The following is a 21,196-nucleotide window of genomic DNA, read 5'->3' as shown; positions in this document are numbered from 1 at the left end:
GCCTTACGCCCAGCTTCTGGAGGCCCTGCGGGCGCACTTCGCCGGCCTGGGGCTCAGCGCCGAGCACGCCGCCGCCGTCGCGGAGGTGGTGCTGGAGGCCGAGGCGGAGGGCAACGCCGGGCACGGGTTGAGCCGGGTGGCGCAGTACACCCAGCAGCTCCGGGCCGGGGGGCTCAACGCGCGGCCCGTGCTGCGGCTCGAGCGCACCCGCCCTTCCGTCGCGGTGCTCCACGCCGACGGGGCGCCCGGCCCGGTGGCCGGGCTGCGGGCGGTGCGGGAACTGGCGGCGCTGGCCCGCGAGCAGGGGAGCGCGAGCGTGGCGGTGCGGGGCGCGGGCCACTGTGGGGTGCTGTCGGCCTACGCGGGGCGGCTGGCCCACGCCGGGCTGGTGGGGCTGGCCTTCGCCAACACCCCGCCCGCCATCGCCCCCGGCCCGGTCCTGGGCACCAACCCGCTGGCCCTGGGCGCGCCCGCCGCGCCCGAGCCGGTGGTCATCGACACCTCGGTCTCGGTGGCGGCGCGGGGCAAGATCATCAGCGCCGCCAAGAGGGGCGAGCCCATCCCCGAAGGCTGGGCCGTGGACCGCGAGGGCCACCCCACCACCGACGCCAAGGCCGCGCTCGAGGGCTCCCTGCTGCCCATCGGCGGCGGCAAGGGCTTCGCGCTGGCGGTGCTGGTGGAGGTGCTGGCCGGGGCGCTGGCGGGGGCGGTGCTCTCGCCCGAGCTGCCCCTGCCCTGGGGGCCGCCGGAGCAGGCGGCCAAGCCGGGGCTGTTGCTGGTGGCCTTCGACCCGGAGGCCTTCGGGCCGGGCTACGGCGAGCGGGTGGCGCGGATGGCGGGGGCGCTCGAGGCCGCCGGGGGGCGCATCCCCGGGGCCCGGCGGGCCGCGTCGCGGGCCAGGGCGCTGCGCGAGGGCCTCGAGGTCGGCGAGACGTTGCAGGCTGAACTGGGTACACTTGGGTTACAGCTACAAGGAGGGAAGGCATGAAGAAGCTGTTCTGGCTTTCACTGGCGGTGCTGGCGGCGTCCACGGCGGTGGCCCAGCAGAGCACCAAGCTGCGCATCTTCGTCGGCGGGCAGCAGCGCCCGGAGATCTGGCGCAAGATCCTCGACGTGTACGAGAAGCGCAACCCCGGCGTGCGGGTGGAGGTCGAGGTCGGCGGGGCCACCTCCGACCAGCAGCAGCAGTACCTCACCACCGTGCTCGCCTCGCGCGACCCCTCCATCGACGCCATCCTCATCGACGTCATCCGCCCGGCGCAGTACGCGGCGGCCAAGTGGTCGGACACCCTCGACAAGTACCTCCCCGCGGCCAGCCGGGCCAACCTCTTGAAGCAGTACCTGCCCGCCTACTCCAAGGCCAACGTCATCAACGGGCAGCTCGTCGCGCTGCCGAGCTTCGCCGACGCGCAGTTCCTCTACTACCGCAAGGACCTGCTCGAGAAGTACAACTTCAAGCCCCCGACCACCTGGGACGAGGCCATCAAGCAGGCCCAGACCATCCTGGCCGGGGAGCGCAACCCCAACCTCAATGGCATCGGCTTCATGGGCAACATCTCCGAGGGCACGGTGTGCAGCTTCCTGCTGCCCATCTGGGCCGCGGGCGGCGACGTGGACGACGACTCGGGCAAGCTCGTCCTCACCGAAGGCCAGGCCCGCAACTCCTTGCAGTTCTGGCTCGACCTGATGGACAAGCACAAGGTCTCCCCGCCCAACATGGCCGAGAAGGCCCAGGACACCATCCGCCAGGAGATGCAGCAGGGCCGCTGGGTCTTCGGCACCCTCTTCGCCTACGCCTGGAACAGGTTCCAGAACGACCCCGACACCCAGGTCAAGGGCAAGATCGGCGTGGTGCCGCTGCCGCGCTTCGAGGGCGGGCGCTCGGCGAGCTGCCTGGGCGGCTGGCAGTGGACCATCTCCGACTTCTCGAGGAACAAGGCGCAGGCCTACAAGCTCGTGCGCTACCTCACCAGCCCCGAGGCCTCCAAGATCCTCGCCATCGACGCCTCCAACCTGCCGGTCTTCCCCTCGCTCTACAAAGACCCCGACGTGCTCAAGGCCAACCCCTGGTTCGCCGACGCCTTGCCCGTCGTGCAGAACGCCCGCTCGCGCCCGGTGCACCCCCGCTACCCCGAGGTGGCCGACGTGATGCGCAAGGCCCTCAACGCGGTGCTCGCCCGCACCAAGACCCCCGACGCCGCGGCCAGAGAGGTCATCAGCGGCTTGCAGGCGATCTACGGGAAGTGAGTCGAGGGTCAAGGCTATGTCCTGCGCCGTACGTCCTGTGCCGGGTGCTTCTGGTCGAGGCGCATGGCGTACGGCGTATGACGTGCGACGGGAGCGACGATGACCCGACCCCAAGCCCGCTACCGCAGGAGCTTCGGCGACCTCAGCGAGCGCGCCCTGGCCTTCTGGCTGTTGGTCCCGGCGGGGCTGCTGCTGGGCTTCATCGCCTTGTACCCGGTGGTCCGGCTGGTCTACACCAGCTTTTTCCAGTACCAGCTCACCCTCGGCCCCGACGCGACCTTCAACGGGCTCGAGAACTACGCCGCCGCCCTGCGCGACGCCCGCTTCTGGAACGCGCTGAAGAACACCTCGCTCATCGTGCTGGTCACGGTGCCGGGGGCCTTGCTGGTGGGGCTGGGGCTGGCGCTGCTGGCCAACCTGCCCTTCCGGGTGAAGTGGCCGGTGCGGCTGGGGCTGCTCTTGCCCTGGGCGCTGCCGCTGGTCTTCGTGGGCCTGATCTTCCAGTGGTTCTTCGACAGCCAGTACGGGGTGGTCAACGACCTGCTGGCGCGGCTGGGCGGCGAGCGGCAGTTCTGGCTGTTCAAGCCCGACCTGGCCTTCTGGGCCATCTGCGGGACGATCGTCTGGAAGACGAGCTCCTTCGTGGCGCTGATCCTGCTGGCGGGCTTGCAGACCATCCCCAAGGAGCTCTACGAGGCCGCCGAGGTGGACGGGGCCAGCCCCTTCCAGCGCTTCTGGCGCGTGACCCTGCCGCTGCTGACCCCCGCCATCCTGGTGGCCCTGATCTTCCGCACCATCACCGCCTTCCAGACCTTCGACATCCCCTACGCCATGACCAAGGGCGGCCCCGGCAACGCCACCGAGACGCTCGCCATGTACGTGCGGGTCACCAGCATCGAAAACCTCAACTTCGGCTACGGCTCGGCGCTGGCGATGCTGCTGTTTTTAATCAGCATGGCGATCACCATGATCTACCTGCGCTACGTGAGGGGGGCGGATGAGTAGGCTGCGCCGTAGGGGTCGTACGTCGTACGTCGTACGCGAAAGAGGCAAGACGCAGGACGCAAGGCGCAAGGCGCCGGTGGGTTGGGCTGTGGGGCGTCGGGCGTTCAGCGTTCGGCGTTGGGCCATCAGCCACCGGCCATCCGCGGCCCGGAGGGCTTCATGAACCCCTTCAAGAACCTGCGCCTGTGGGTGTGGGTGGCCGCGGCCATCGTGGTGTTCAACGGCTTCTTCCCGGCGGTGTGGATCTTCTTCACCTCGCTGAAGCTCGAGGGCGAGCTCACGCGCATCCCCATCACCTACTGGCCCGACAACCCCACCTTCCAGAACTACCTCCAGGCCTTCCGCGAGCAGCCGCTGGGGCGCTACTTCTTCAACAGCGTGGTGGTGGCGGTGGGCTCGACCGTGCTGTGCGTGACCGTAGCGGCGCTGGCGGCCTACGCGCTGGCCCGGCTGCACGTGCCCCGGCGCAACCTCATCCTCTCGCTGCTGGTGGGGGTCTCGATGTTCCCGGTGGCCTCGCTGATGGTGCCGCTGTACCAGACCTTCAACGAGCTGGGCCTGCGCAACAACTACCTGGCCCTGATCCTGCCCCACGCGGCGCTCTCGCTGCCGGTGGCGACGCTCACGCTGGTGAGCTTCTTCGCCGGGATCCCGCGCGACCTCGAGTCCGCGGCGATGGTGGACGGCTCGAGCCGCCTGGGGGCCCTGTGGCGCATCGTGGTCCCGCTCTCGGCGCCGGGGGTGTTCACCGCCGCCATCCTGGCCTTCGTCAACAGTTGGGACGAGTTCCTGCTGGCCTCCACGCTGCTGCCGGCCAAGGCCATGCGCACGCTGCCGGTGGGCATCCAGCTCTACCAGGGCGAGTACGTCTTCCCCTGGCCGCTGATCTCGGCGGCGCTGGTGGTGGCGCTGGTGCCGGTGGCGCTGGTCATCGCCGTCTTCCAGGAGCGGGTGGTGGGCGGCCTGACGCAAGGGGGTGTCAAGGGATGACGCGAGGCGCAAGACGCAAGAGGCGAGACACGGGTCGTACGTCGTACGTCCTACGCCGTACGCAAGAAAGGGCGTGGCTCTGGACCCCTGAGGGGTTGTCCTGGGCGTTTGGCGTATAGCGTTTGGCAATTTTATGTTGCGCATCGGACTCGTTCCCATCGTGCGGCCCCTGTTCCGGGGGGCCCGGTTCGGCCTCGAGCGCGCCTCAGCTCAGGCCCTGCAAAGCCTCGGCGGCGAGCTGGGCTTCGAGCTGGCCTACGTATCCGGCCCCGTGGCCGACGCGGCGCAGGCGGAGGCGGCGGCGAGGGCGGCCTGGGCGGCGAACCTCGACCTGCTGCTCGTCGAGCACGTGACCTTCGCCACCGGGGACGTGTTCTTGCCGCTGCTCGAGCTCCCCCTGCCGGTGGGCCTGTGGGCGCTGCCGGAGGTGTGGGACACGGGGCCGTTGCCGCAGAACGCGGTCTGCGGGCTGAACCTGGGGGTTTCGCTGCTGGGAAAACCGGCCAAGTGGTTCTACGGCGCGCCCGAGGACAGTTGGTTCCGCGAGCGCCTGGGCCTGACCCTCGCCGCCCTGCGGGGCGTGAAGGCCCTGCGCCAGGGCCGGGTGCTGTGGCTGGGCGGCCCCGCGCCGGGCTTCTTCGCCTTCGACGCGCTGCCCGAGACGGGGATGCGGGTGGAGCGGGCGGGCCTCGAGGTGCTGTGGGAGGCCCTCGACCGCGTGCGGGAATCCGACGTGGACGCGCTGGCCGCGGCCTTCGACGAGCTGGCGGAGTACCCCGTGGAGGTGCTGCGGCCGGCCTTCCGGCTCGAGCTCGCCCTGGCCGAGGTGGCGCGGGGCTACGACGGGGTGGCATTGCGCGAGTGGCCCGAGATCCCCGACCGCGCCGGGGTGATGGCCTACTCGGCCATGGCCCGCCTGGCCGATGCGGGCCACACCTTCGCCCCCGAGGGCGACGTGCTGGGACTGGCCGGCCAACTGGCGCTGCAGGCCGTCTCCGGGAAGCCGGCCATCCTGCTCGACGTCTCGCACTTCGGGGCCAAGGGCCTGATGCTCTGGCACGGCGGTGAGGCGCCCAGGGCCTGGGCGGGGGGCCCCACCCGGCTCATCCCCCACTTCAACCGGGGCCTGCCCGCCGTGCGCGACATGCCGCTCAAGGCGGGGCCCATCAGCGGCCTGCGGCTGCTGCCGGGGCGGCGGGCGGTGGTGCACGGGGGCCATTTGAGCGGGGAGAAGGGTTACGACGGGGACTCGAGCTGGCTGGTGGCGGCGAGCTGGGCCGGCGAGCCCCTCGAGCCCCGCCAATTCCTGGCGAGCTGGCTCAACCACCGCCTCCCCCACCACCTGGCGGTGGGCATGGGCGAGCACCAGCCGGCGCTGATGGAGCTGTGTGCGTGGCTGGGCCTGGAGGTGCTCCCGGCCGACCCGGAGGAGAATAGGCTGGTATGGCGCGCGTGATCACCCTGGGCTGGGCCTGCCTGGACCAGCGCTTCTACCTCGAGCACTTCCCCCCCACCCACAGCCGCACCCCGGTGCGGGCCTTCCGCCAGGCCATCGGCGGGCCGGCCGCGGTGGCGGCCCAGGCCGTCGCGCGGCTCGGGGGCGACGCGCTGCTGCTCTCCCGCCGCGGCCCCGACGGGGCGGGGGAGAGCCTCGAGGCCGCCCTCCGCGCCGAGGGGGTGCGAAGCCGCTTCACCCTGGGCCGCGAGACCCCCGTCAGCGCGGTGCTGGTGGCCCCGGACGGCGAGCGCTACATCTTCCCCTACCGCCCCGACCTCCCCGCCGAGCCCGACTGGGACCCCGAGGCGGTGCTCGAGGGCGTGGGGGCCGTCCTGATCGACCACCGCTGGCTCCACGCCGAGCGGCGGCTGGCCGAGGCGGCCCGAGCGCGCGGCATCCCGGTGGTGCTCGACCTCGACCACGACCGCCCCGAGGCCTGGGAGCTGGTGCCGCGGGTGAGCCACGTGGTGGCCTCGGAGGAGCTGGCCCGGCAGCTGGGCGGGGTGGAGGCGCTGCTGGGGCGCATCCCCGGCTGGGCCGCCGTGACGCTGGGGGCCGAGGGCGTGCGCCACCGCGGGGGCCAGGTCCCCGCGTTCCGGGTCGAGGTCAGGGACTCGACGGGCGCAGGGGACGTCTACCACGGCGCCTTCGCCCTGGGCCTGGCCGAGGGGATGGGCGAGGAGGGGGCCCTGCGCTTCGCCGCGGCGGTCGCGGCGCTGCACGTGCGGGACGGGGAGCCCCCGCGCAGGGCAGAGGTCGAGGCGTTATTGGGGTAGATTGGCCGAGGTCACATGGGATACATCGCCGACTTACGCAAGCTGGTAGGTACGCGCCCGCTGATCGTGGCCGGGGCCGGGGTGGTCGTGCTGGATTCGCACGACCGCGTTCTTCTCGGTCACCGCACCGACAACGGCTTCTGGGGCCTCCCCGGCGGGGCGATGGAGCCGGGCGAGAGTTTCGAAGAGGCTGCCCGGCGCGAGGTTTTCGAGGAGACGGGTTTGACGGTGGGCGAGTTGGTGTTGCTCACCCTTTACTCCGGCGCGGAGCTGTTCTACGAGTACCCCCACGGCGACCAGATATACAACGTTGGGGCGATCTTCCTCACCCGCGAGGTGAGCGGCGAGCCCAAAGCCGACGCCGACGAAACCAGGGAACTCCGCTACTTCTCGATCCCCGAGCTGCCGATGAACAACGGCCCGGTCGAGCAATTTGTTTTCAACCTTTTGAAAGAAAAACACGCCAAAGGTGAACTATGAAAACCACCCCCGCCAAAGCCCGCGCCTTCGCCCGCATCTCGGACGGCTCGATGCGCTTCGGAACCCTGGCCATAGACCAGCGCCCGCCGCTGTTTCACGTCGTCGCCAAGGCCTTGGGCCGCGACCCCGAGGCGGTGGGGGCCGAGGTGAGCGAGCTGAAGGGCCTGCTGGCCGAGACCCTGGCCCGCAGCGTCACCGGCATCCTGATCGACCCCCACTACGCCTTCCCGGCCGCCATGCCCCTCATCCCCCGCGAGACCGGGCTGATGCTGACCCTCGAGCACCACCGCTTCGAGACCGTCGAGGGCGGCTGGCGCAAGAGCTCGGTCATTCCGGGCTGGAGCGTGGAGCAGGCGGTGCGGACGGGGGCCGACGGCCTGAAGCTTCTGGCCTGGCACCGCCCCGACGCGCCGCCCGAGGTGGTCGAGCACCAGCTCGAGTTCGTGCGAAGGGTGGGCGAGGAGTGCAAGAAGGCCGACCGCCTGTTCATCTTCGAGGTGCTGCCTTACCCCCTCCCCGGCGAGGACGAGGCCGCCTACAACGCCAAGCTGCGCGACCTCTCGCTCGAGATCGCCGACGCCTTCGCCGACCCCGGCTTCCACATCGACCTCTACAAGCTCGCCATCCCCGGCGCGGCCAGCCTGGTGCGGGAGTGGGGCGGCAGCGCCTACAGCCTGGATGACCTCGAGGCCGGCATGCGCGAGTACGGCAAGCTCCCGGCCCCCTGGCTGCTGCTGTCCGGCGGCCTCAACACCGACCAGTTCGTAGACGCCTTCGAGCGCGCCGCCAGCGCCGGGGCGCGGGGCTACCTGGCCGGGCGGGCCATCTGGCAGCACCCCCTGCGCCGCTACCCCGACCTCGCGGCCACCCGCGCGGCGCTGCTGGAGGAGGGCCGCGAAGCCCTCGACCGCCTCAACGACATCCTCATCACCATCCCGCCCCTGTACCCCGAGGTGGACTGGGTGCTGCCGGGCGTCGCGAGCTAGGGGTTCGCGGTTCCTCCGGCGGGGGCGGCTGGGCTGGCCCTGACCCCTCCGGACCGGCCCGCGCTGGCCTCGAGTACAATGGGCCTGGGAATTCCCTAGCCACCGACCTTCCCCAGCGCCGCCCGCCCGGCACGGGACGCAGGTGCCGCCCATGCGCGTTCTCGCCCGCAAGCCGAAGGCCCCCCAGCCCGCTCCGCCCGCAGGGCGCCTTTCCGCTGTGCAGCCTGGCGGCCCTGTCCCCGCCGCCGTGCACGAGGTGTTGTCGAGCCCTGGCGAGCCCCTCGAGCCCGCCACGCGCCGGCTGATGGAGCCGCGCTTCGGGCACGACTTCGGCAGGGTGCGCGTTCACGCCGACGCCCGCTCGGCCCGCTCCGCCGAGGCGGTGGAGGCGCGGGCCTACGCGGTGGGTTCGCACCTGGTCTTCGGGCCGGGGGAGTACGCCCCCCGCACCCCCTGGGGCCGGGCGCTGCTGGCCCACGAGCTGACCCACGTCGTGCAGCAGCGCGCGGCGGGGGCTCACGGGGCCTCGAGCCTCCGCCTGGGCGACCCCTCCCACCCCGCCGAGCGCGGGGCGGGCCACCTCGAGGCCCAGCCCGTGCTGCGCCGCGCGCCCAAGAAGGCCAAAACCTGGGCCGGGGAGTTCGTCGCCGACCCCTACGACGCCAACTACCGCGAGGTGGGGAGCGTGGTGGTGGGCTACGGCGCCGACATCGCCCTCACCTTCAAGGCCAACGCCTTGGTGGACGCCGAGAAGATCGCTTTCGTGCAGACCGCGCTCAGCCTGAAGGACGGCGTCCCTCACAACAAATACGACGACCCCAAGAAACGCGAGGTCGCCGAGAGCCGCACGATCCCGAAGGGCAAGCCGGGCGCCGGGGTCCACATTGACCAGACCCTCGAAAGCCCGACCCCGCTCTACGGCATGACCGGGGCCAAGGGGAGCGACCTCTCGAGCCCCGAGCCGGGGAAGTACACCGAGATCGGCTGGCATTACCTCGACCCCGGCCAGAAGCTGCAAAACCGCGACGCGGTGCTGAAGGACGAGCCCATGCTGACCTCGGGCGACGCTTACACCGCCGCCGAGGACGTGATGAAAAGCGAGTGGTCCCAGCGCTTCGAGAGCACCGCGCTGGCGATCGCGGGCAACCAGAAGGGCGTGTTCTACGGCTCGGTGGAGTGGGGCTGGGTCAAGGGCACCTCCGACCTCCAGCCGCGCCTGCTGGAGTTCAAGGCCAAGTCCCCCAACGCCCCCAGCGCCGTCTTCATGGAAGCGGCCCGCTTGTGGAACGTCTCGGTTTCGCCCGACAACAAGCCGACCCTCGACCTCCCCACCGGCATCCCCGCCACCACCTCCAAGGCCACGGTGCTTTGGGACAGCCCCGACAAGGGCAAACGCCTCGCCACCCTGACCCAAGGCACCCTGCTGGGCCGCACCGCCCGTACCGACCCCAAGCGGAGCTGGTGGGCCAACGTCATCGTGATCGGCGGCCCACACGTGGGGAAGGGCGGCTGGGTGATGGAGGTGGACCTGTACTCGGGCGAAAAGAAAAAGCCCTGAAGCGCTTCAGGGCTGGGTCTTGGGCTTGCGACGGCGCCTGCGGCGCTTCTTGGGGTCGGTGCTGCGGTCGCTCGAGCCCGCCTCTGCCGTCGGGTTCGCCCGGGCCTTTGCCGGGCGGGCGCGTTGCGGCTTGGGGGCTTGGTCCTGCTGCGCCTTGGCCTCGGCGGCCCGCTGCTCCTTGGCGGCCTTGTTGGCGCGGGCCTGGGCCCGCTGCGCGCGCATCGCGGCGATGCGCTCCTGGATGGGGACCTCGAGCTTGTGCTGCGGCCTGGCCGAGTAGTCGAAGCGCTCGAGCATGACCCGCTCGAGCTTCCTCCCGATGGCCTTCTCGATGTCCCGCAGCTGCGCCTCCTCGTCGGGGGCTACGAAGGTGAAGGCCTCGCCGGTGCGCTCGGCGCGGGCGGTGCGGCCCACGCGGTGGATGTAGTCCTCGGGGACGGCGGGGACGTCGAAGTTGACGACGTGCTCGAGGGCCTCCACGTCGATGCCCCGCGCGGCGATGTCGGTCGCCACCAGCACCCGGTACTTCCCCGACTTGAACCCGGCCAGGGCCTCGGTGCGCTGGCTCTGCGAGCGGTTGCCGTGGATGCGGGCGGCGTTGACGCCGTTTTTCTCCAGGAACTCGGCCAGCCGGTTGGCGCGGTGCTTGGTGCGGGTGAACACGATCACGTTGCCGAGCTGCCGGTCGAGCAGGGCCAGCAACAGCGCCGGCTTGAGCTCCTGCGGCACCGGGTAGACGGCCTGGGTGATCCCCTTGGCGGGGGCGGCCTTGCGCTCGGTGTTGATGGTGACGGGGTTGCTGAGCAGCTCCTTCGCCAGCTCGGCGATGGGCTCGGGCATGGTGGCCGAGAAGAACAGGGTCTGCTTGGGCTTGGGGATGTGGCGCAGCACCCGGCGGATGTCGGGCAGGAAGCCCATGTCGAGCATGCGGTCGGCCTCGTCGAGGACGAGCACCTCGAGGCCCTCCAGCCGCGCGTAGGGGTGCTGGAAGTGGTCGAGCAGCCGGCCCGGCGTCGCCACGATCACCTCGACCCCGCTCCGGAAGGCCCGGGTCTGCGGCTCCATCCCGACCCCGCCGAACACCGCGGCGCTGCGGATGCCGGTGCCCTTGCCTAGCTGCTCGAACTGCTCCTGCACCTGCGCGGCGAGCTCGCGGGTGGGGGCCAGCACCAGGGCACGGGTCACGCCCCTGGGGCCCTCCAAAAGCCGCTGGAGGATGGGCAGCACGAAGGCCGCGGTCTTGCCGCTGCCGGTCATGGCGCAGGCCAGCACGTCGCGCTCGGCCAGGGCGGGGGGGATGGCCTGGGTCTGGATGGGGGTGGGCTGGGTGTAGCCCATCTGCTCGACGGCGCGCAGCAGCTTGGGGTGCAGGGAAAAGTCGGAAAAATTCATGAGGTTTGGGGAGGCCAGGGGCCTACAACGTCCCATCTTACCCGATGCGACGCCCTTCTGCCGAGGCCCGGGTAGAACCGGGCCTACCCCGAAAGGAGCGCCCCGGCGAAGCAACCCATCGTGCACGTCGCCCAGGTGGTCTGCGACTACGACGAGGCCATCAGGTTCTACACCCGAAAGCTGCGCTTCTGGCTGCTCGAGGGAGCGGGCCACGTCCCGGCGCTCACCCGGCCCGCGCGAATCCCTGAGCCGGCAGCCGGTGGCCGAGGCCTGACCCGCGCGCTCGAGCAGCCCACCATTCAAGGGATTGTCTCGTGAGTGCTACATTTGACATAATGTACGCTTTGCTTTACATTGAGTCTGCTGAGCTTTACATGAAGTAATGCCCAGCAGACTCCCGGAGGCCCGATGACCTTTCAAGAAAAGAAGAACCTGGGTTTTATTGCCGCCACCGTTCTGGTGTTCGCCTATTTCTGGTTCAACGTCTTTCCTCGCCATCCCGCTTCGGGCGCCGCGGCAGAAACGGTGCTCCGGTTTTGGGGCAGCACGGTCTTGATCTACGTCGTCACGAGCATTGGGGTGCTCATACTCCTGCACATCCTGACCAGCATCACCCATACCGTTTTGACCAGAGAACGAGAACCCTCGTTCATGGACGAGCGTGACCGGTTGTTCGACATGAAGAGCGACCGCTATATGTACCTCACGTTTATCGCGGTATTCCTGCTGGCGATGCTGCTGGCGACGCTGGGCGCGGCACCGGCTGTAACCTTCAAGGTGTTGATGACGGCTTTTCTGATGAGTCAAATTGTGGGCAGTTCGACCGAGTTTTTTCTGTACCGCAGGGGCTATTAAGTGAACAGAATTCGCATCGGCAACAACGTCCGCAAGCTGCGCTTCAACCATGGCGAAATGACCCAGGAGCAGTTGGCGGAAAAGGTCGGGGTGACGCGCCAGACGATCGTCTCCATCGAGAAGGGTAAGTATTACCCTTCATTGGAACTGGCCTTTCGGCTGGCGCTGGCCTTCGAAGTACCTCTGGAAGAAGTCTTTTTTCTGGAAGATTCCTCCTAAGCACCAATCCAAAAGCTAGCCGTGGCTGGGTGAGTCGTTCTATTGCACGCCAATAGAACCGGATCGGTATCGCGAAAAAAGGGGCTAGGTATGACGAAAGCATCCGCAAAAAACAAACTCGAGGGGTTGGTCCCCGCCGGCCTCATCCTGCTCGCTTTGGTTCCCGTCGCGGCGGGCATCGCTCGAGTGCTGGAACTGGGGGCCGGGGGGCCCATCACCCCGGAAAACCAGCGCTTTTTCGCCGCGCCTTTGCCCATCGTGGCGCATAGCCTGGGCGGCATCGTGTTCCTGGTTCTGGGGGCCCTGCAATTTTCCCCGAGGCTGCGCCGCCGGAGGCCGGGCTGGCACAGGATGGCCGGGCGGGTGCTGATCCCGAGCGGACTGGCGGTGGCGCTTTCAGGTTTGTGGATGGCCCATTTCTACCCCTTGCCGGAGTTCGACGGCGCAGCCGTGTACAGGTTGCGGCTTTTGTTCGGCTTTGGCATGTTGGTTTCGATCGTGCTGGCTACGGTCGCGGTTTATCGGCGGGATTTTGCCTGCCACGGGGCCTGGATGACTCGAGGCTACGCCATCGGGGCGGCCGCGGGCACGCAAGTACTTACTGGTGTGCCGTTGTTTCTCTTCTTCCCCGAGAACGTCAACGACCCGACCCGGGCCGTCACCCTGGGGGCGGGCTGGGTGATCAACCTCGCGGTGGCCGAATGGGCCATCCGCCGCAGGCTTAGGGCAAAGCGCGGGTGAGGGTCATGTCGGGGGCGAACCGTCCGTGGTGTTTGCCCCCGACGGGCTCTCGTGTCCGCCGGCCGTGCTGGGCGGGGCACACCCAGCTATAATGGCCCCAGCCCGTTATCGCCGTACCCCACACGCCGACCGACAGCGCCCACGACCCGTTCGGTATCGCAGGAGGATTCGCATGGCGTTCATCGAGACGGTCCCGGTAGACCAGGCCACCGGCGAGGTTCGCGCGATGTACGAGCGCGCGCAGGCCAACCTCGGGTACGTGCCCAACTACGCCAAGGTCTTCAGCCTGCGCCCGGAGGTGATGGGCGCGTGGTCCGGCCTGCTGGCGAGCATCCGGGGGCACATGGACCTGCGGCGCTACGAACTCGTCACGCTGGCGGCGGCCAGGGCCCTGCACAGCTCGTACTGCATGCTCGCCCACGGCACCATCCTGCGGCGGCAGTTCTACGGCCCCGAGCAGTTGGCCGCCATCGCCGGCGGCACCGCCGACGCCGGCCTCGAGCCCGCCGAGGCCGCGATGATGGCCTTCGCGGAGCGGGTGGCTAAAGACGCCAGCTCCATCACCGCCAGCGACGTGGAGGGCCTGCGGGCCCACGGCTTCACCGACGCCGAGATCTTCGACGTCGCCGCCGCTGCCGCCGCCCGCTGCTTCTTCAGCAAGCTCCTCGACGCGCTGGGCGCCGAGCCCGACTCGGCGTACCTGGAGCTCGAGGACGACCTGCGCCGCCGGCTGACCCCTGGGCGGCCCGTCAGCGCCGCGCCGGTGGAGCGGGTGCCGGAAGCGCCTGCGGCAGGGGAGGGCTAGCCTCGAGCCGTGCCGTAGGCCGCCACGAAGTCGGCGGGCGTCATGGCCTGGATGGGCAGCTTTTTGTAGTCGCTGGTGTCGCGGGTGACGATGAGCTCAGCCCCGAACTCGAGCGCGGCGTTCGCCTGGAGCGCGCCCTCGAGGTCTGGGGTCGGCACCGCCAGCGCTTGCCGAACCGTCGCCGTATCGCCCGCCGCCACCTCGACGAAGGCCAGCAGATCGGCCAGAAAGCCCCGCGCGTCCTGCTTCACCAGATAGGCCAGGTTCGAGACGCTGTGCCAGGCTATGGCCGCCTGCTTCGGGTTGAGCTCGGCCCAGTCCAGCACCCCGGCGCTGTCGGTGAAGAAGGGTTCGCGGCGCAGGGCCACGTCCAGCAGGATGTTGGTGTCGATGAGGATTTTCACTCGAGTACCCGTCTAGCGAGGCCGCAGGTGTGGCATTACAAGGACGAGCGCTCGTCCTTTCACTCGCTGCCCAGCCCGTAGCGTTGCTTGAGCGCCTCGAGCAGTTGGTCCCGCCCGTCGGACTCGCGCAGCTCGAGCTTGCCCGCCCACTTCCGGCTGAACCGGGGGTGGGGTGGGGCGGCGTGCTCGGCGGTCTGCCGCAGCAGGTCCTCGACCAGCGCCGAAAGGTTGGTGCGGCGGGCGCGGGCGACGGCCTTGGCCTTGCGCACCACTTCCGGGTCGAGCGTGATGGTCACTCGAGACTTCATGGTATGTATTGTACACTTGAGTATGCACTGACCACGGCTAGCGTTTGGCTATTGCGGCTCGAGTAAAAATCGTAACTGGCCTTATATCGCACCAGCGAGAGCACGCATCCCCCGCAGCGAATCGACCCATGAACTACATCAAATCCAAGCACCCCATGACGGTGCGCGAGCTAGCCGCGCTGGCGCCCGGGCCGATCCCCGGTGATCTGCCATGATGTACGATCCCCACAACCACCATCGCCGTTCTATCCGCCTGAAGGGGTACGACTATGCCCAGGCGGGGGCGTATTTCGTCACCATCTGCACGCGGGATCGGGCGTGTTTGTTTGGCGAGGTGGTGGATGGGGAGATGCGGTTGAATGATGCGGGCAGGATCGCCCGGCAATGTTGGCTGGATATTCCGAACCATTTTCCGCATGCCGAATTGGATCAATCTGTGATCATGCCCAATCACGTGCACGGCATCATTGTATTGGTGAACCCATCCGTAGGGGCGACGCATGCGTCGCCCCTACGCCCCGTTGCGTCGCCCCTACGTAATCGTGCGCGGGGTCCACAACGTCAATCGATTTCGGCGATTGTCGGGTCATTCAAATCCGCCGTCACCAAACACATCAACGAACATCGGGGAACACCCAGCATGCCCGTCTGGCAACGCAACTATTACGAACACATCATCCGCGACGACAGCTCCTTGCAGCGCATCCGTGGATACATTGCCGCCAACCCATTGCGCTGGCAATACGACCGGGAGAACCCGGCTGCTGCCGCACCAGATTCGGAGGACGCATGGGTGCACTGACCAAATCCACGACGGCCGGAGAGGTCACGCTATGAGCACCCAAGCCCCCTTCGCCCTGCGCCGGCGCAACCCGGACGTGCTGACCTGCATCGCCAACCTCTCCAACGATGAGGTCTTCACCCCGCCTACCTTCGCCAACCAGATGCTCGACACGCTGGCCGAAGCCTGGGCAGCGGGTCACCTGGATCGAACGCTCCGCCATCCCCGCCAACGCGGGGTGGATAGACAAGTGGAAGGTGCTGATGACAGCGGTTCAGGGTACGAGTGCAGCGGTTGAGACCAAGTTTCTCAGCAAGCCAATTATTGCCGGGCCGGGAACCGCCTGCACCGAGACCTCCCTGGTCGCTGGTTCGTTCGACACTGAGGAAGAAGCTACAAACTACGCCGCGTACCTGCGTACCCGCTTTGTTCGCTTCTTGGTTTCGCTCCGCAAGTCCACCCAAGACGTGCCTCGACATGTTTACGCCTTCGTCCCTGATCTCCCGCTCGACCAAGCGTGGACCGACGCCAAGTTATACCAGCGCTATGGCCTGACCGATGACGAAATCGCCTTCATCGAGTCGCAGGTGTCCGAGCACGACGACACCCTGACTAAGGAACCCGTCCCCGACGAAGCCGACGATGAGTAAACCCCTTGGATCGGCTTGACTGCAAAGCCAACAGTGCTAGCATTGATATCACGGCAAGGGGGTGAGCATGGCCAGCTTGATCATTCGCAACCTTGATGAAACCACCAAGCAAGCCTTGCGGCTTCGCGCGGCGCAGCACGGCGTTTCGATGGAAGAGGAGGCGCGCCGCATCTTGCGGGCGGCGTTGGGAGTTACCCGCTATCCCGCGAGGCTTGGCGGCCACCTGCGCGACCGTTTTCAGGCAGTTGCCGATGAGGATTTCCACCTTCCCGAACGGCACAGACCACGCAAACCGCCGCAACTGGGATGAGCTCGCATGATTTTGCTCGATACCAACGTGCTCTCCGAGTTCATGCGACCGCAGCCTTCGGCGCAAGTGGTTGCCTGGCTGGATGAGCAGCCCGCTGAAACGGTATGGGTCAGCGCCATCAGCCGCGCCGAGATTGAACTGGGTCTGGCGCTTATGCCGAAAGGCAAGCGGCAAATGGCACTGGCGCAAGCAGCTCAGGCGATGTTCGACGAGGACTTTGCCGGTCGCTGCCTGCCGTTTGATGAAGCCGCCGCTGTCCACTACGCGCGCATCGTAGCGGCGCGTATGCAAACAGGCCGACCGATCAGCGTGGAGGATGCCCAAATCGCCGCGATCGCGCTGGCGCACGGCATGGTGTTGGCTACGCGCAACACCGCCGACTTTGAACGGACCGAGGGGCTTGATCTGGTCAATCCTTGGGCAGGTGGTGCCTGAGCATCTATGTGTTTTGGATGGCGGCGTTATAAGTGTCCCAACCCATTCGCCTCGAGCAACTCCCGCACCGTCACCTTCTCCCCCCGCTTCACCGACTCCTCGGCGGCCACCCCGATCACCACGCTCCAGAAGCCCTCTTCCGCCGTGGCCGCCGTGCTGGGCTTGCCGTCCATGGCGTCGATCCAGCGCAGGTGCTCGTAGTAGGTGGCCCCGCTGTGGCCGCTTTCCTCGATGAGGGCGGGGTAGCTGGGGGTCATGACCCGGGAGGTGCGGTCGGGGAGGCAGATGACCTCGAGGTAGCTCCCCCACTGCGAGTGGGCCTGCCCGTTCTCGCCCTCGCTGGCCTTGAGGCGGCCCTCGTCGCCGCAGAGCACGATCTCCTCGTAGACCATAGGGGCGAACATGCACAGGTTGAAGTTGGCCCGGATGCCGTTTTCGTACTCCACGATCACGAAGGCGTTGTCGAGGATGTCCGAGCGCTCGCCGCCGTACTCGAAGTCACGGAAGTTCACCGCCTGGCTGCCGCTGGCATACACACTCACCGGGCGCGAGGCGGCGAAGAGGTTGAAGAGGTCGAAGTAGTGGCAGCACTTCTCCACCAGGGTGCCGCCCGAGTACTTCGAGAACTTGTTCCACTGCCGCACCTTGTCGAGGAAGGGCTCGCGGTGCTCGAGGATGGTGATGGTCTTGATCTCGCCCAGGCTGCGCCGCACCTTGGCCTCGTGGATGGCCTCGACGTAGATGGGCTTGTAGCGGTACTGGAGGCCGATCTGCAGGACTTTCGGGTAGCTCTGCGCCATCTGCCAGATCGCGTAGGCGTCTTTCAGGTTGGTCGCCATGGGCTTTTCCAGCAGGATGTGCTTGCCCGACTGCACCGCCACCTTCAGCACGTCCAAGTGGGTGTGGTTGGGGGTGCAGATGATCAGCCCGTCCACCGCGGGGTCGTTGCAGGCGGCCTCGAGGCTGTCGTAGACCACCAGGGGCTCGTCGGAGAACTGGGCCTTGACCCGGCGGGCGCCCTCGACGCTGGAGGGGTTGGGGTCGTAGACGCCGTGGACGGTGCAGCGCCCCTCGAGCATGGTGACCCGGACGTGCTCCTGCCCATTCACCCCCACCCCGATCACGTTGAAGCGGTACTTGAGGGGGCCGGGGTCCATGAGGAAGCGGTCTTCCTCGGGCACGTAGGCGAACTTCGGCACCAGCGCGTGGCCGCGGTTGGCGAACTCCTTGTTTTTCTTCACGCGCCAATTATAAATCTTAGATTCAAAAAGCTGGGGCTCAGCTTGGCATGATATAGCTCGGGGCGTGAGGGTCTTCCGGCAGGGCAGCTCGAGCCTGGCCTACGCGCGGCGGGGGGCGGGGCCGCCGCTGGTGCTGCTGCACGGGCTCTCCGGCTCGGCGGCGTGGTGGCGGCGCAACGTCCCCGCGCTCGCGCAGCACTTCTGCGTATACACCGTGGACCTGATGGGCTTCGGCAAGAGCCGGCGCCAGCACCCCCTTCCCCTGCGGGAGGCGGCGCGGCTGCTCGAGGCATGGCTGGGGGCGCTCGAGCTGCGCCAGCCCCGCCTGATCGGGCACTCGATGGGGGCGCACATCGGGCTGCACCTGGCGGCGCGCTACCCGCTGGGGGCCTTGGTGCTGGTGGCGGCGAGCGCGCTGGTGAGGGACCCCTGGTGGCGCATGTCGTTGCGCCTGCCGCAGGCGGCGTGGCACGGGGCCTGGGAGTTCCTGCCCACGCTGGCCTGGGACGCGCTGCGGGCCGGGCCGCGCAACCTCTACCGCGCGACGCAGGAGATCATCCGCGACGACCCGGCGGAGCTGCTGGGGCACGTCAACTGCCCCACGCTGCTGGTGTGGGGGGAGCGCGACGTGCTGGTCACGCGGCCGATGGGGGAGAGGCTGCGCGAGAGCCTCGCGAATTCGCACCTGGTGGTGATCCCCGGGGCGGGCCACAACGTCATGTACGACCGCGCCGCCGCCTTCAACGCCACCGTGATCCCCTTCCTGCTCAACCCGACGGAGGTGCTCAAGACCGGATGAAGGCGCGTGAGGTGTGGCTCGAGGTCCAGGGGGTGCGCACCTTCGCCCGGGTGATGGGGGCGGGGCCCAGGATCGTGCTGGTGCCGGGGATGGGCTGCTCGCACCTGTACTACGGGCGGCTGCAGGAGGCGCTGGCGCCGTACCTCGAGGTCTGGGCCTACGACCCCCCGGGCCAGGGCTACAGCCGCGCGCCGCTGTCGCAGTACCGCACCATGCGCGAGGTCAGCGACCACCTCGCGGCGTGGCTCGAGGCCGCCCGGCTGCGCGGGGCGGTGCTCTTCGGGCACTCCCAGGGCGGGGAAGTGGTGCTCGACCTGGCGGGGCGCTACCCGGGGCTGCCCTCGAGGCTGGTGCTGTGCGCCCCCACCGGCATCCCCGAGTACCCCCGCATCCCCCGGCAACTGCTCAACTTCGTGCGCAACGCCCCGCGGGAGCGGCTGGAGCTGTGCTGGCGGGTGGTGCGCTCGTACTTCATGGCCGGGCCGAGCCGGGTGTGGGCCCTGCTCTACGACCAGCTCAACCACCGCGTCGTGCCGCTGATGCGCCGGGTGCACGTGCCGGTGCTGGTGCTGGTGGGCACCCGCGACCCCATCATCCGGCCGCGCCTGGGGAAGGCCTTCGAGGAGGCGCTCCCCCACGCCCTGCTGCGGGTGATCGAGGGGGGGACCCACGCCCTGCACGACAGCCGCACCGAGGAGGTGGCGCGGGCGGTGCTGGAGTTCTGCCCGGCCGAGCGCCAGGCGGTGCCCTGAGCGGCCGGTAGAATCAGGGGGCATTCGGAGGTGCTATGCCCTATCTCTTAGCCCTGGACCAGGGGACCACCAGCAGCCGCGCCATCGTCTTCGACACCGGGGGTAAGCCGCTGGGCGTGGCCCAGCAGGAGTTCACCCAGCACTTTCCCCAGCCCGGCTGGGTCGAGCACGACCCGCTGGAGATCTGGCAGTCGCAGATCCAGACCGCCCGCGAGGCCATCCAGCGGGCCGGGGTCGCGCCCGCCGAGATCGCCGCCGTCGGCATCACCAACCAGCGCGAGACGGTGGTGCTGTGGGAGCGGGCGACGGGCCGGCCGGTGCACCGGGCCGTCGTCTGGCAGGACCGGCGCACGGCGGGGCTGTGCGAGGAGCTCAAGCAGCACGGCTACGAGGCGGCCTTCCGCCAGAAGACCGGGCTGGTGCTCGACCCCTACTTCTCGGGCACCAAGCTCAAGTGGCTGCTCGACGAGGTGCCGGGCCTGCGCGAGCGGGCGGGCAAGGGCGAGCTGTGCTTCGGCACCGTCGATTCCTGGCTGATCTTCAACCTCACCGGCGGCCGGGTGCACGCCACCGACGTCTCCAACGCCTCGCGCACGCTGCTGTTCAACCTGCAGACCCTCGAGTGGGACCCCCACCTGCTGGGGGTGCTGGGCATCCCCAAGGCGGTGCTGCCGCAGGTGCGGCCCTCGGCGGGGGTCTACGGCCACACCGTGGCCGAGCTGCTGGGGGCCTCCATCCCCATCGCGGGGGTGGCGGGCGACCAGCAGGCCGCGCTCTTCGGGCAGGCCTGCTTCGAGGCGGGCATGGCGAAGAACACCTACGGCACCGGCTGCTTCCTGCTGATGAACACCGGCCCCAAGCCGGTGGCCTCGCAACGGGGCCTGCTGACGACGGTGGCGTGGCAGCTCGAGGGCGAGGGGGCCGAGTACGCGCTCGAGGGCTCGGTCTTCGTGGCGGGGGCGGTGGTGCAGTGGCTGCGCGACGGGCTGGGCATCATCCAGAAGTCGGCCGACGTCGAGGCCCTGGCCGCCAGCGTGCCCGCCACCGACGGGGTCTACCTGGTCCCGGCCTTCGTGGGGCTGGGCGCGCCCTACTGGGACGCCTACGCCCGGGGGACCCTGGTGGGGCTCACCCGCGGCACCACCAAGGCCCACGTCGCGCGGGCGGCGCTCGAGGCCATCGCCTACCAGGCCCGCGACCTGGTGGGGGCCATGGAGGCCGACGCCGGGTTGGGGCTCAGCGAGCTGCGCGTGGACGGCGGCGCCACCGTCAACGACCTGCTGATGCAGTTCCAGGCCGACATCCTGGGCAAGGCGGTGCTGCGCCCCGAGGTCACCGAGACCACCGCGCTGGGCGCGGCCTACCTGGCCGGCATCGGGGTGGGGGCGCTGAGCAAGGCCGAGATCGCCGAGCGCTGGGCGGTGGACAGGCGCTTCGAGCCGCGGATGGGCGAGGAGGAGCGGGCCCGCCTGTACGCCGGCTGGCAGAAAGCGGTCGAGCGGGCCCGGGCCTGGGCAGAATGAGCCCAAAGCTCACACCGCCCGTGGGGGGCTGGTACGCTGGGGCACAGGAGGAACCATTATGGCCAACCGCATTCAGGAGATGCTCGAGAGAGCCCGCCAGACCGCCGAGAACGCCCTGCGCGAGGCCGAGGCCAAGTTCAACGAGGTCCGGGCCAACCTCGACCAGGACAAGGACGGCGTGCCCGACGCCATCGAGGGGCTGATGGCGCAGGCCCGCGAGGCCGCCGAGCGGGCGCGGGCCAAGCTCGAGGAGGTCAAGGCCAACCTCGACCAGGACAAGGACGGCGTCCCCGACCACCTCGAGCGCGTGGCCGAGCAGGCCAAGCAGGCCGCCGAGGCCGCCAAGGCCAAGGCCGACGAACTCGCCCAGGCCGCCCCCGCCCATGCGGTCGCGGGCGGCCTGGGCGAGTTCGTCGGCCTTGGCCTTGGCGGCCTCGGCGG

Annotated in this window: 27 protein-coding genes; 23 read left to right on the top strand and 4 right to left on the bottom strand. The window is 69.0% G+C overall.

All coding sequences use genetic code 11. From position 1 onward, the window contains the following. From Mterra_RS07685 to Mterra_RS07645, 9 genes are all read left to right on the top strand, one after another. A partial coding sequence (locus Mterra_RS07685; RefSeq protein ID WP_245971563.1) for an Ldh family oxidoreductase occupies positions 1-988 on the top strand: 988 nt, incomplete at its 5' end. Beyond that, entirely contained in the window at positions 985-2,247 is a 1,263-nt protein-coding gene (locus Mterra_RS07680; protein WP_119314659.1) for an ABC transporter substrate-binding protein, read from the top strand. The genes Mterra_RS07685 and Mterra_RS07680, both read left to right, overlap by 4 nt. Positions 2,248-2,346: 99 nt before the next feature. Then, a complete protein-coding gene (locus Mterra_RS07675) occupies positions 2,347-3,252 on the top strand; it encodes a carbohydrate ABC transporter permease (RefSeq protein WP_119314658.1) in 906 nt (301 codons plus the stop codon). 159 nt (positions 3,253-3,411) lie between these two features. Further along, a complete protein-coding gene (locus tag Mterra_RS07670; protein ID WP_119314657.1) occupies positions 3,412-4,242 on the top strand; it encodes a carbohydrate ABC transporter permease in 831 nt (276 codons plus the stop codon). 133 nt (positions 4,243-4,375) lie between these two features. Beyond that, positions 4,376-5,698: a fucose isomerase gene (locus Mterra_RS07665; protein ID WP_119314656.1), complete on the top strand. Its 1,323-nt coding sequence runs from the start codon at positions 4,376-4,378 to the stop codon at positions 5,696-5,698. After that, positions 5,686-6,516, top strand: a complete 831-nt coding sequence (locus Mterra_RS07660) for a PfkB family carbohydrate kinase (protein ID WP_119314655.1) — start codon at positions 5,686-5,688, stop codon at positions 6,514-6,516. The genes Mterra_RS07665 and Mterra_RS07660 overlap by 13 nt, the downstream gene beginning before the upstream one ends. 15 nt (positions 6,517-6,531) lie before the next feature. After that, complete coding sequence (locus tag Mterra_RS07655; protein WP_119314654.1) at positions 6,532-6,996, top strand: NUDIX hydrolase; 465 nt, start codon at positions 6,532-6,534, stop codon at positions 6,994-6,996. After that, the gene (locus Mterra_RS07650) at positions 6,993-7,982 is read left to right on the top strand and encodes a tagatose 1,6-diphosphate aldolase (protein ID WP_119314653.1); all 990 of its coding nucleotides are present in this window, start codon (positions 6,993-6,995) and stop codon (positions 7,980-7,982) included. The genes Mterra_RS07655 and Mterra_RS07650 overlap by 4 nt, the downstream gene beginning before the upstream one ends. Before the next feature lie 247 nt (positions 7,983-8,229). Further along, positions 8,230-9,540, top strand: coding sequence for an eCIS core domain-containing protein (locus Mterra_RS07645; RefSeq protein WP_218022900.1), 1,311 nt, complete (start codon positions 8,230-8,232; stop codon positions 9,538-9,540). Positions 9,541-9,546: 6 nt separating this feature from the next. On the opposite strand, the gene Mterra_RS07640 is transcribed toward Mterra_RS07645, so the two are convergent. Further along, entirely contained in the window at positions 9,547-10,932 is a 1,386-nt protein-coding gene (locus tag Mterra_RS07640; protein WP_119314651.1) for a DEAD/DEAH box helicase, read from the bottom strand. A gap of 120 nt (positions 10,933-11,052) precedes the next feature. Here Mterra_RS07640 and Mterra_RS07635 point away from each other — a divergent pair, with 120 nt between their 5' ends. The 5 genes from Mterra_RS07635 to Mterra_RS07615 all read left to right on the top strand — a co-directional run bounded on the left by Mterra_RS07635 (position 11,053) and on the right by Mterra_RS07615 (position 13,552). Then, the gene (locus tag Mterra_RS07635) at positions 11,053-11,250 is read left to right on the top strand and encodes a VOC family protein (protein WP_218022899.1); all 198 of its coding nucleotides are present in this window, start codon (positions 11,053-11,055) and stop codon (positions 11,248-11,250) included. Between the two features lie 90 nt (positions 11,251-11,340). Then, on the top strand, positions 11,341-11,787 hold the full coding sequence (locus Mterra_RS07630) for a hypothetical protein (protein WP_119314649.1): 447 nt from the start codon (positions 11,341-11,343) through the stop codon (positions 11,785-11,787). Beyond that, the gene (locus tag Mterra_RS07625) at positions 11,788-12,006 is read left to right on the top strand and encodes a helix-turn-helix transcriptional regulator (RefSeq protein WP_119314648.1); all 219 of its coding nucleotides are present in this window, start codon (positions 11,788-11,790) and stop codon (positions 12,004-12,006) included. 90 nt (positions 12,007-12,096) lie between these two features. Next, positions 12,097-12,747 (top strand): DUF2306 domain-containing protein, encoded by a 651-nt coding sequence (locus Mterra_RS07620; RefSeq protein ID WP_119314647.1) that lies wholly within the window; start codon positions 12,097-12,099, stop codon positions 12,745-12,747. 172 nt (positions 12,748-12,919) lie between these two features. Next, positions 12,920-13,552 (top strand): peroxidase-related enzyme, encoded by a 633-nt coding sequence (locus Mterra_RS07615; RefSeq protein WP_119314646.1) that lies wholly within the window; start codon positions 12,920-12,922, stop codon positions 13,550-13,552. Here Mterra_RS07615 and Mterra_RS07610 read toward each other — a convergent pair. After that, the gene (locus Mterra_RS07610; protein WP_119314645.1) at positions 13,549-13,956 is read right to left on the bottom strand and encodes a type II toxin-antitoxin system VapC family toxin; all 408 of its coding nucleotides are present in this window, start codon (positions 13,954-13,956) and stop codon (positions 13,549-13,551) included. The two genes, Mterra_RS07615 and Mterra_RS07610, sit on opposite strands and share 4 nt — an antisense overlap. A gap of 59 nt (positions 13,957-14,015) precedes the next feature. Continuing rightward, entirely contained in the window at positions 14,016-14,264 is a 249-nt protein-coding gene (locus Mterra_RS07605; protein ID WP_147372591.1) for a DUF6364 family protein, read from the bottom strand. Positions 14,265-14,478: 214 nt separating this feature from the next. On the opposite strand from Mterra_RS07605, the gene Mterra_RS07600 reads away from it, so the two are divergent. The 5 genes from Mterra_RS07600 (at position 14,479) to Mterra_RS07585 (ending at position 16,440) form a co-directional block, all read left to right on the top strand. Next, a complete protein-coding gene (locus tag Mterra_RS07600; protein WP_245971562.1) occupies positions 14,479-15,066 on the top strand; it encodes a transposase in 588 nt (195 codons plus the stop codon). Between the two features lie 31 nt (positions 15,067-15,097). Continuing rightward, the gene (locus tag Mterra_RS22225; RefSeq protein ID WP_245971561.1) at positions 15,098-15,343 is read left to right on the top strand and encodes a hypothetical protein; all 246 of its coding nucleotides are present in this window, start codon (positions 15,098-15,100) and stop codon (positions 15,341-15,343) included. Further along, the gene (locus Mterra_RS07595; RefSeq protein ID WP_218022898.1) at positions 15,309-15,695 is read left to right on the top strand and encodes a hypothetical protein; all 387 of its coding nucleotides are present in this window, start codon (positions 15,309-15,311) and stop codon (positions 15,693-15,695) included. Before Mterra_RS22225 ends, Mterra_RS07595 begins: the two co-directional genes overlap by 35 nt. Positions 15,696-15,762: 67 nt before the next feature. Continuing rightward, a complete protein-coding gene (locus Mterra_RS07590) occupies positions 15,763-16,005 on the top strand; it encodes a FitA-like ribbon-helix-helix domain-containing protein (RefSeq protein WP_084542106.1) in 243 nt (80 codons plus the stop codon). Between the two features lie 6 nt (positions 16,006-16,011). Continuing rightward, entirely contained in the window at positions 16,012-16,440 is a 429-nt protein-coding gene (locus Mterra_RS07585; RefSeq protein WP_119314642.1) for a type II toxin-antitoxin system VapC family toxin, read from the top strand. A gap of 26 nt (positions 16,441-16,466) precedes the next feature. On the opposite strand, the gene Mterra_RS07580 is transcribed toward Mterra_RS07585, so the two are convergent. Continuing rightward, entirely contained in the window at positions 16,467-17,681 is a 1,215-nt protein-coding gene (locus tag Mterra_RS07580; protein ID WP_119314641.1) for a Gfo/Idh/MocA family protein, read from the bottom strand. A gap of 64 nt (positions 17,682-17,745) precedes the next feature. Between Mterra_RS07580 and Mterra_RS07575 the strand changes: the two genes are divergently transcribed. The 4 genes from Mterra_RS07575 to Mterra_RS07560 all read left to right on the top strand — a co-directional run. Continuing rightward, on the top strand, positions 17,746-18,480 hold the full coding sequence (locus Mterra_RS07575; protein ID WP_170159592.1) for an alpha/beta fold hydrolase: 735 nt from the start codon (positions 17,746-17,748) through the stop codon (positions 18,478-18,480). Continuing rightward, positions 18,477-19,232 (top strand): alpha/beta fold hydrolase, encoded by a 756-nt coding sequence (locus Mterra_RS07570; RefSeq protein WP_119314639.1) that lies wholly within the window; start codon positions 18,477-18,479, stop codon positions 19,230-19,232. The genes Mterra_RS07575 and Mterra_RS07570 overlap by 4 nt, the downstream gene beginning before the upstream one ends. Before the next feature lie 35 nt (positions 19,233-19,267). Continuing rightward, positions 19,268-20,755 carry a glycerol kinase GlpK gene (gene glpK, locus Mterra_RS07565; RefSeq protein WP_119314638.1) on the top strand — a complete coding sequence of 496 codons (1,488 nt, stop codon included), beginning with the start codon at positions 19,268-19,270 and terminating at the stop codon, positions 20,753-20,755. A gap of 58 nt (positions 20,756-20,813) precedes the next feature. Further along, positions 20,814-21,196 (top strand): hypothetical protein (locus Mterra_RS07560; protein ID WP_245971560.1); only part of this gene is annotated, 383 nt, incomplete at its 3' end.

The organism is Calidithermus terrae (assembly GCF_003574345.1).
In the GTDB taxonomy this organism is placed as follows: Bacteria; Deinococcota; Deinococci; order Deinococcales; family Thermaceae; genus Calidithermus; species Calidithermus chliarophilus.
The sequence above is the reverse complement of the archived record's forward strand: the minus strand, read 5'-3'. Positions and strand labels throughout refer to the sequence as shown.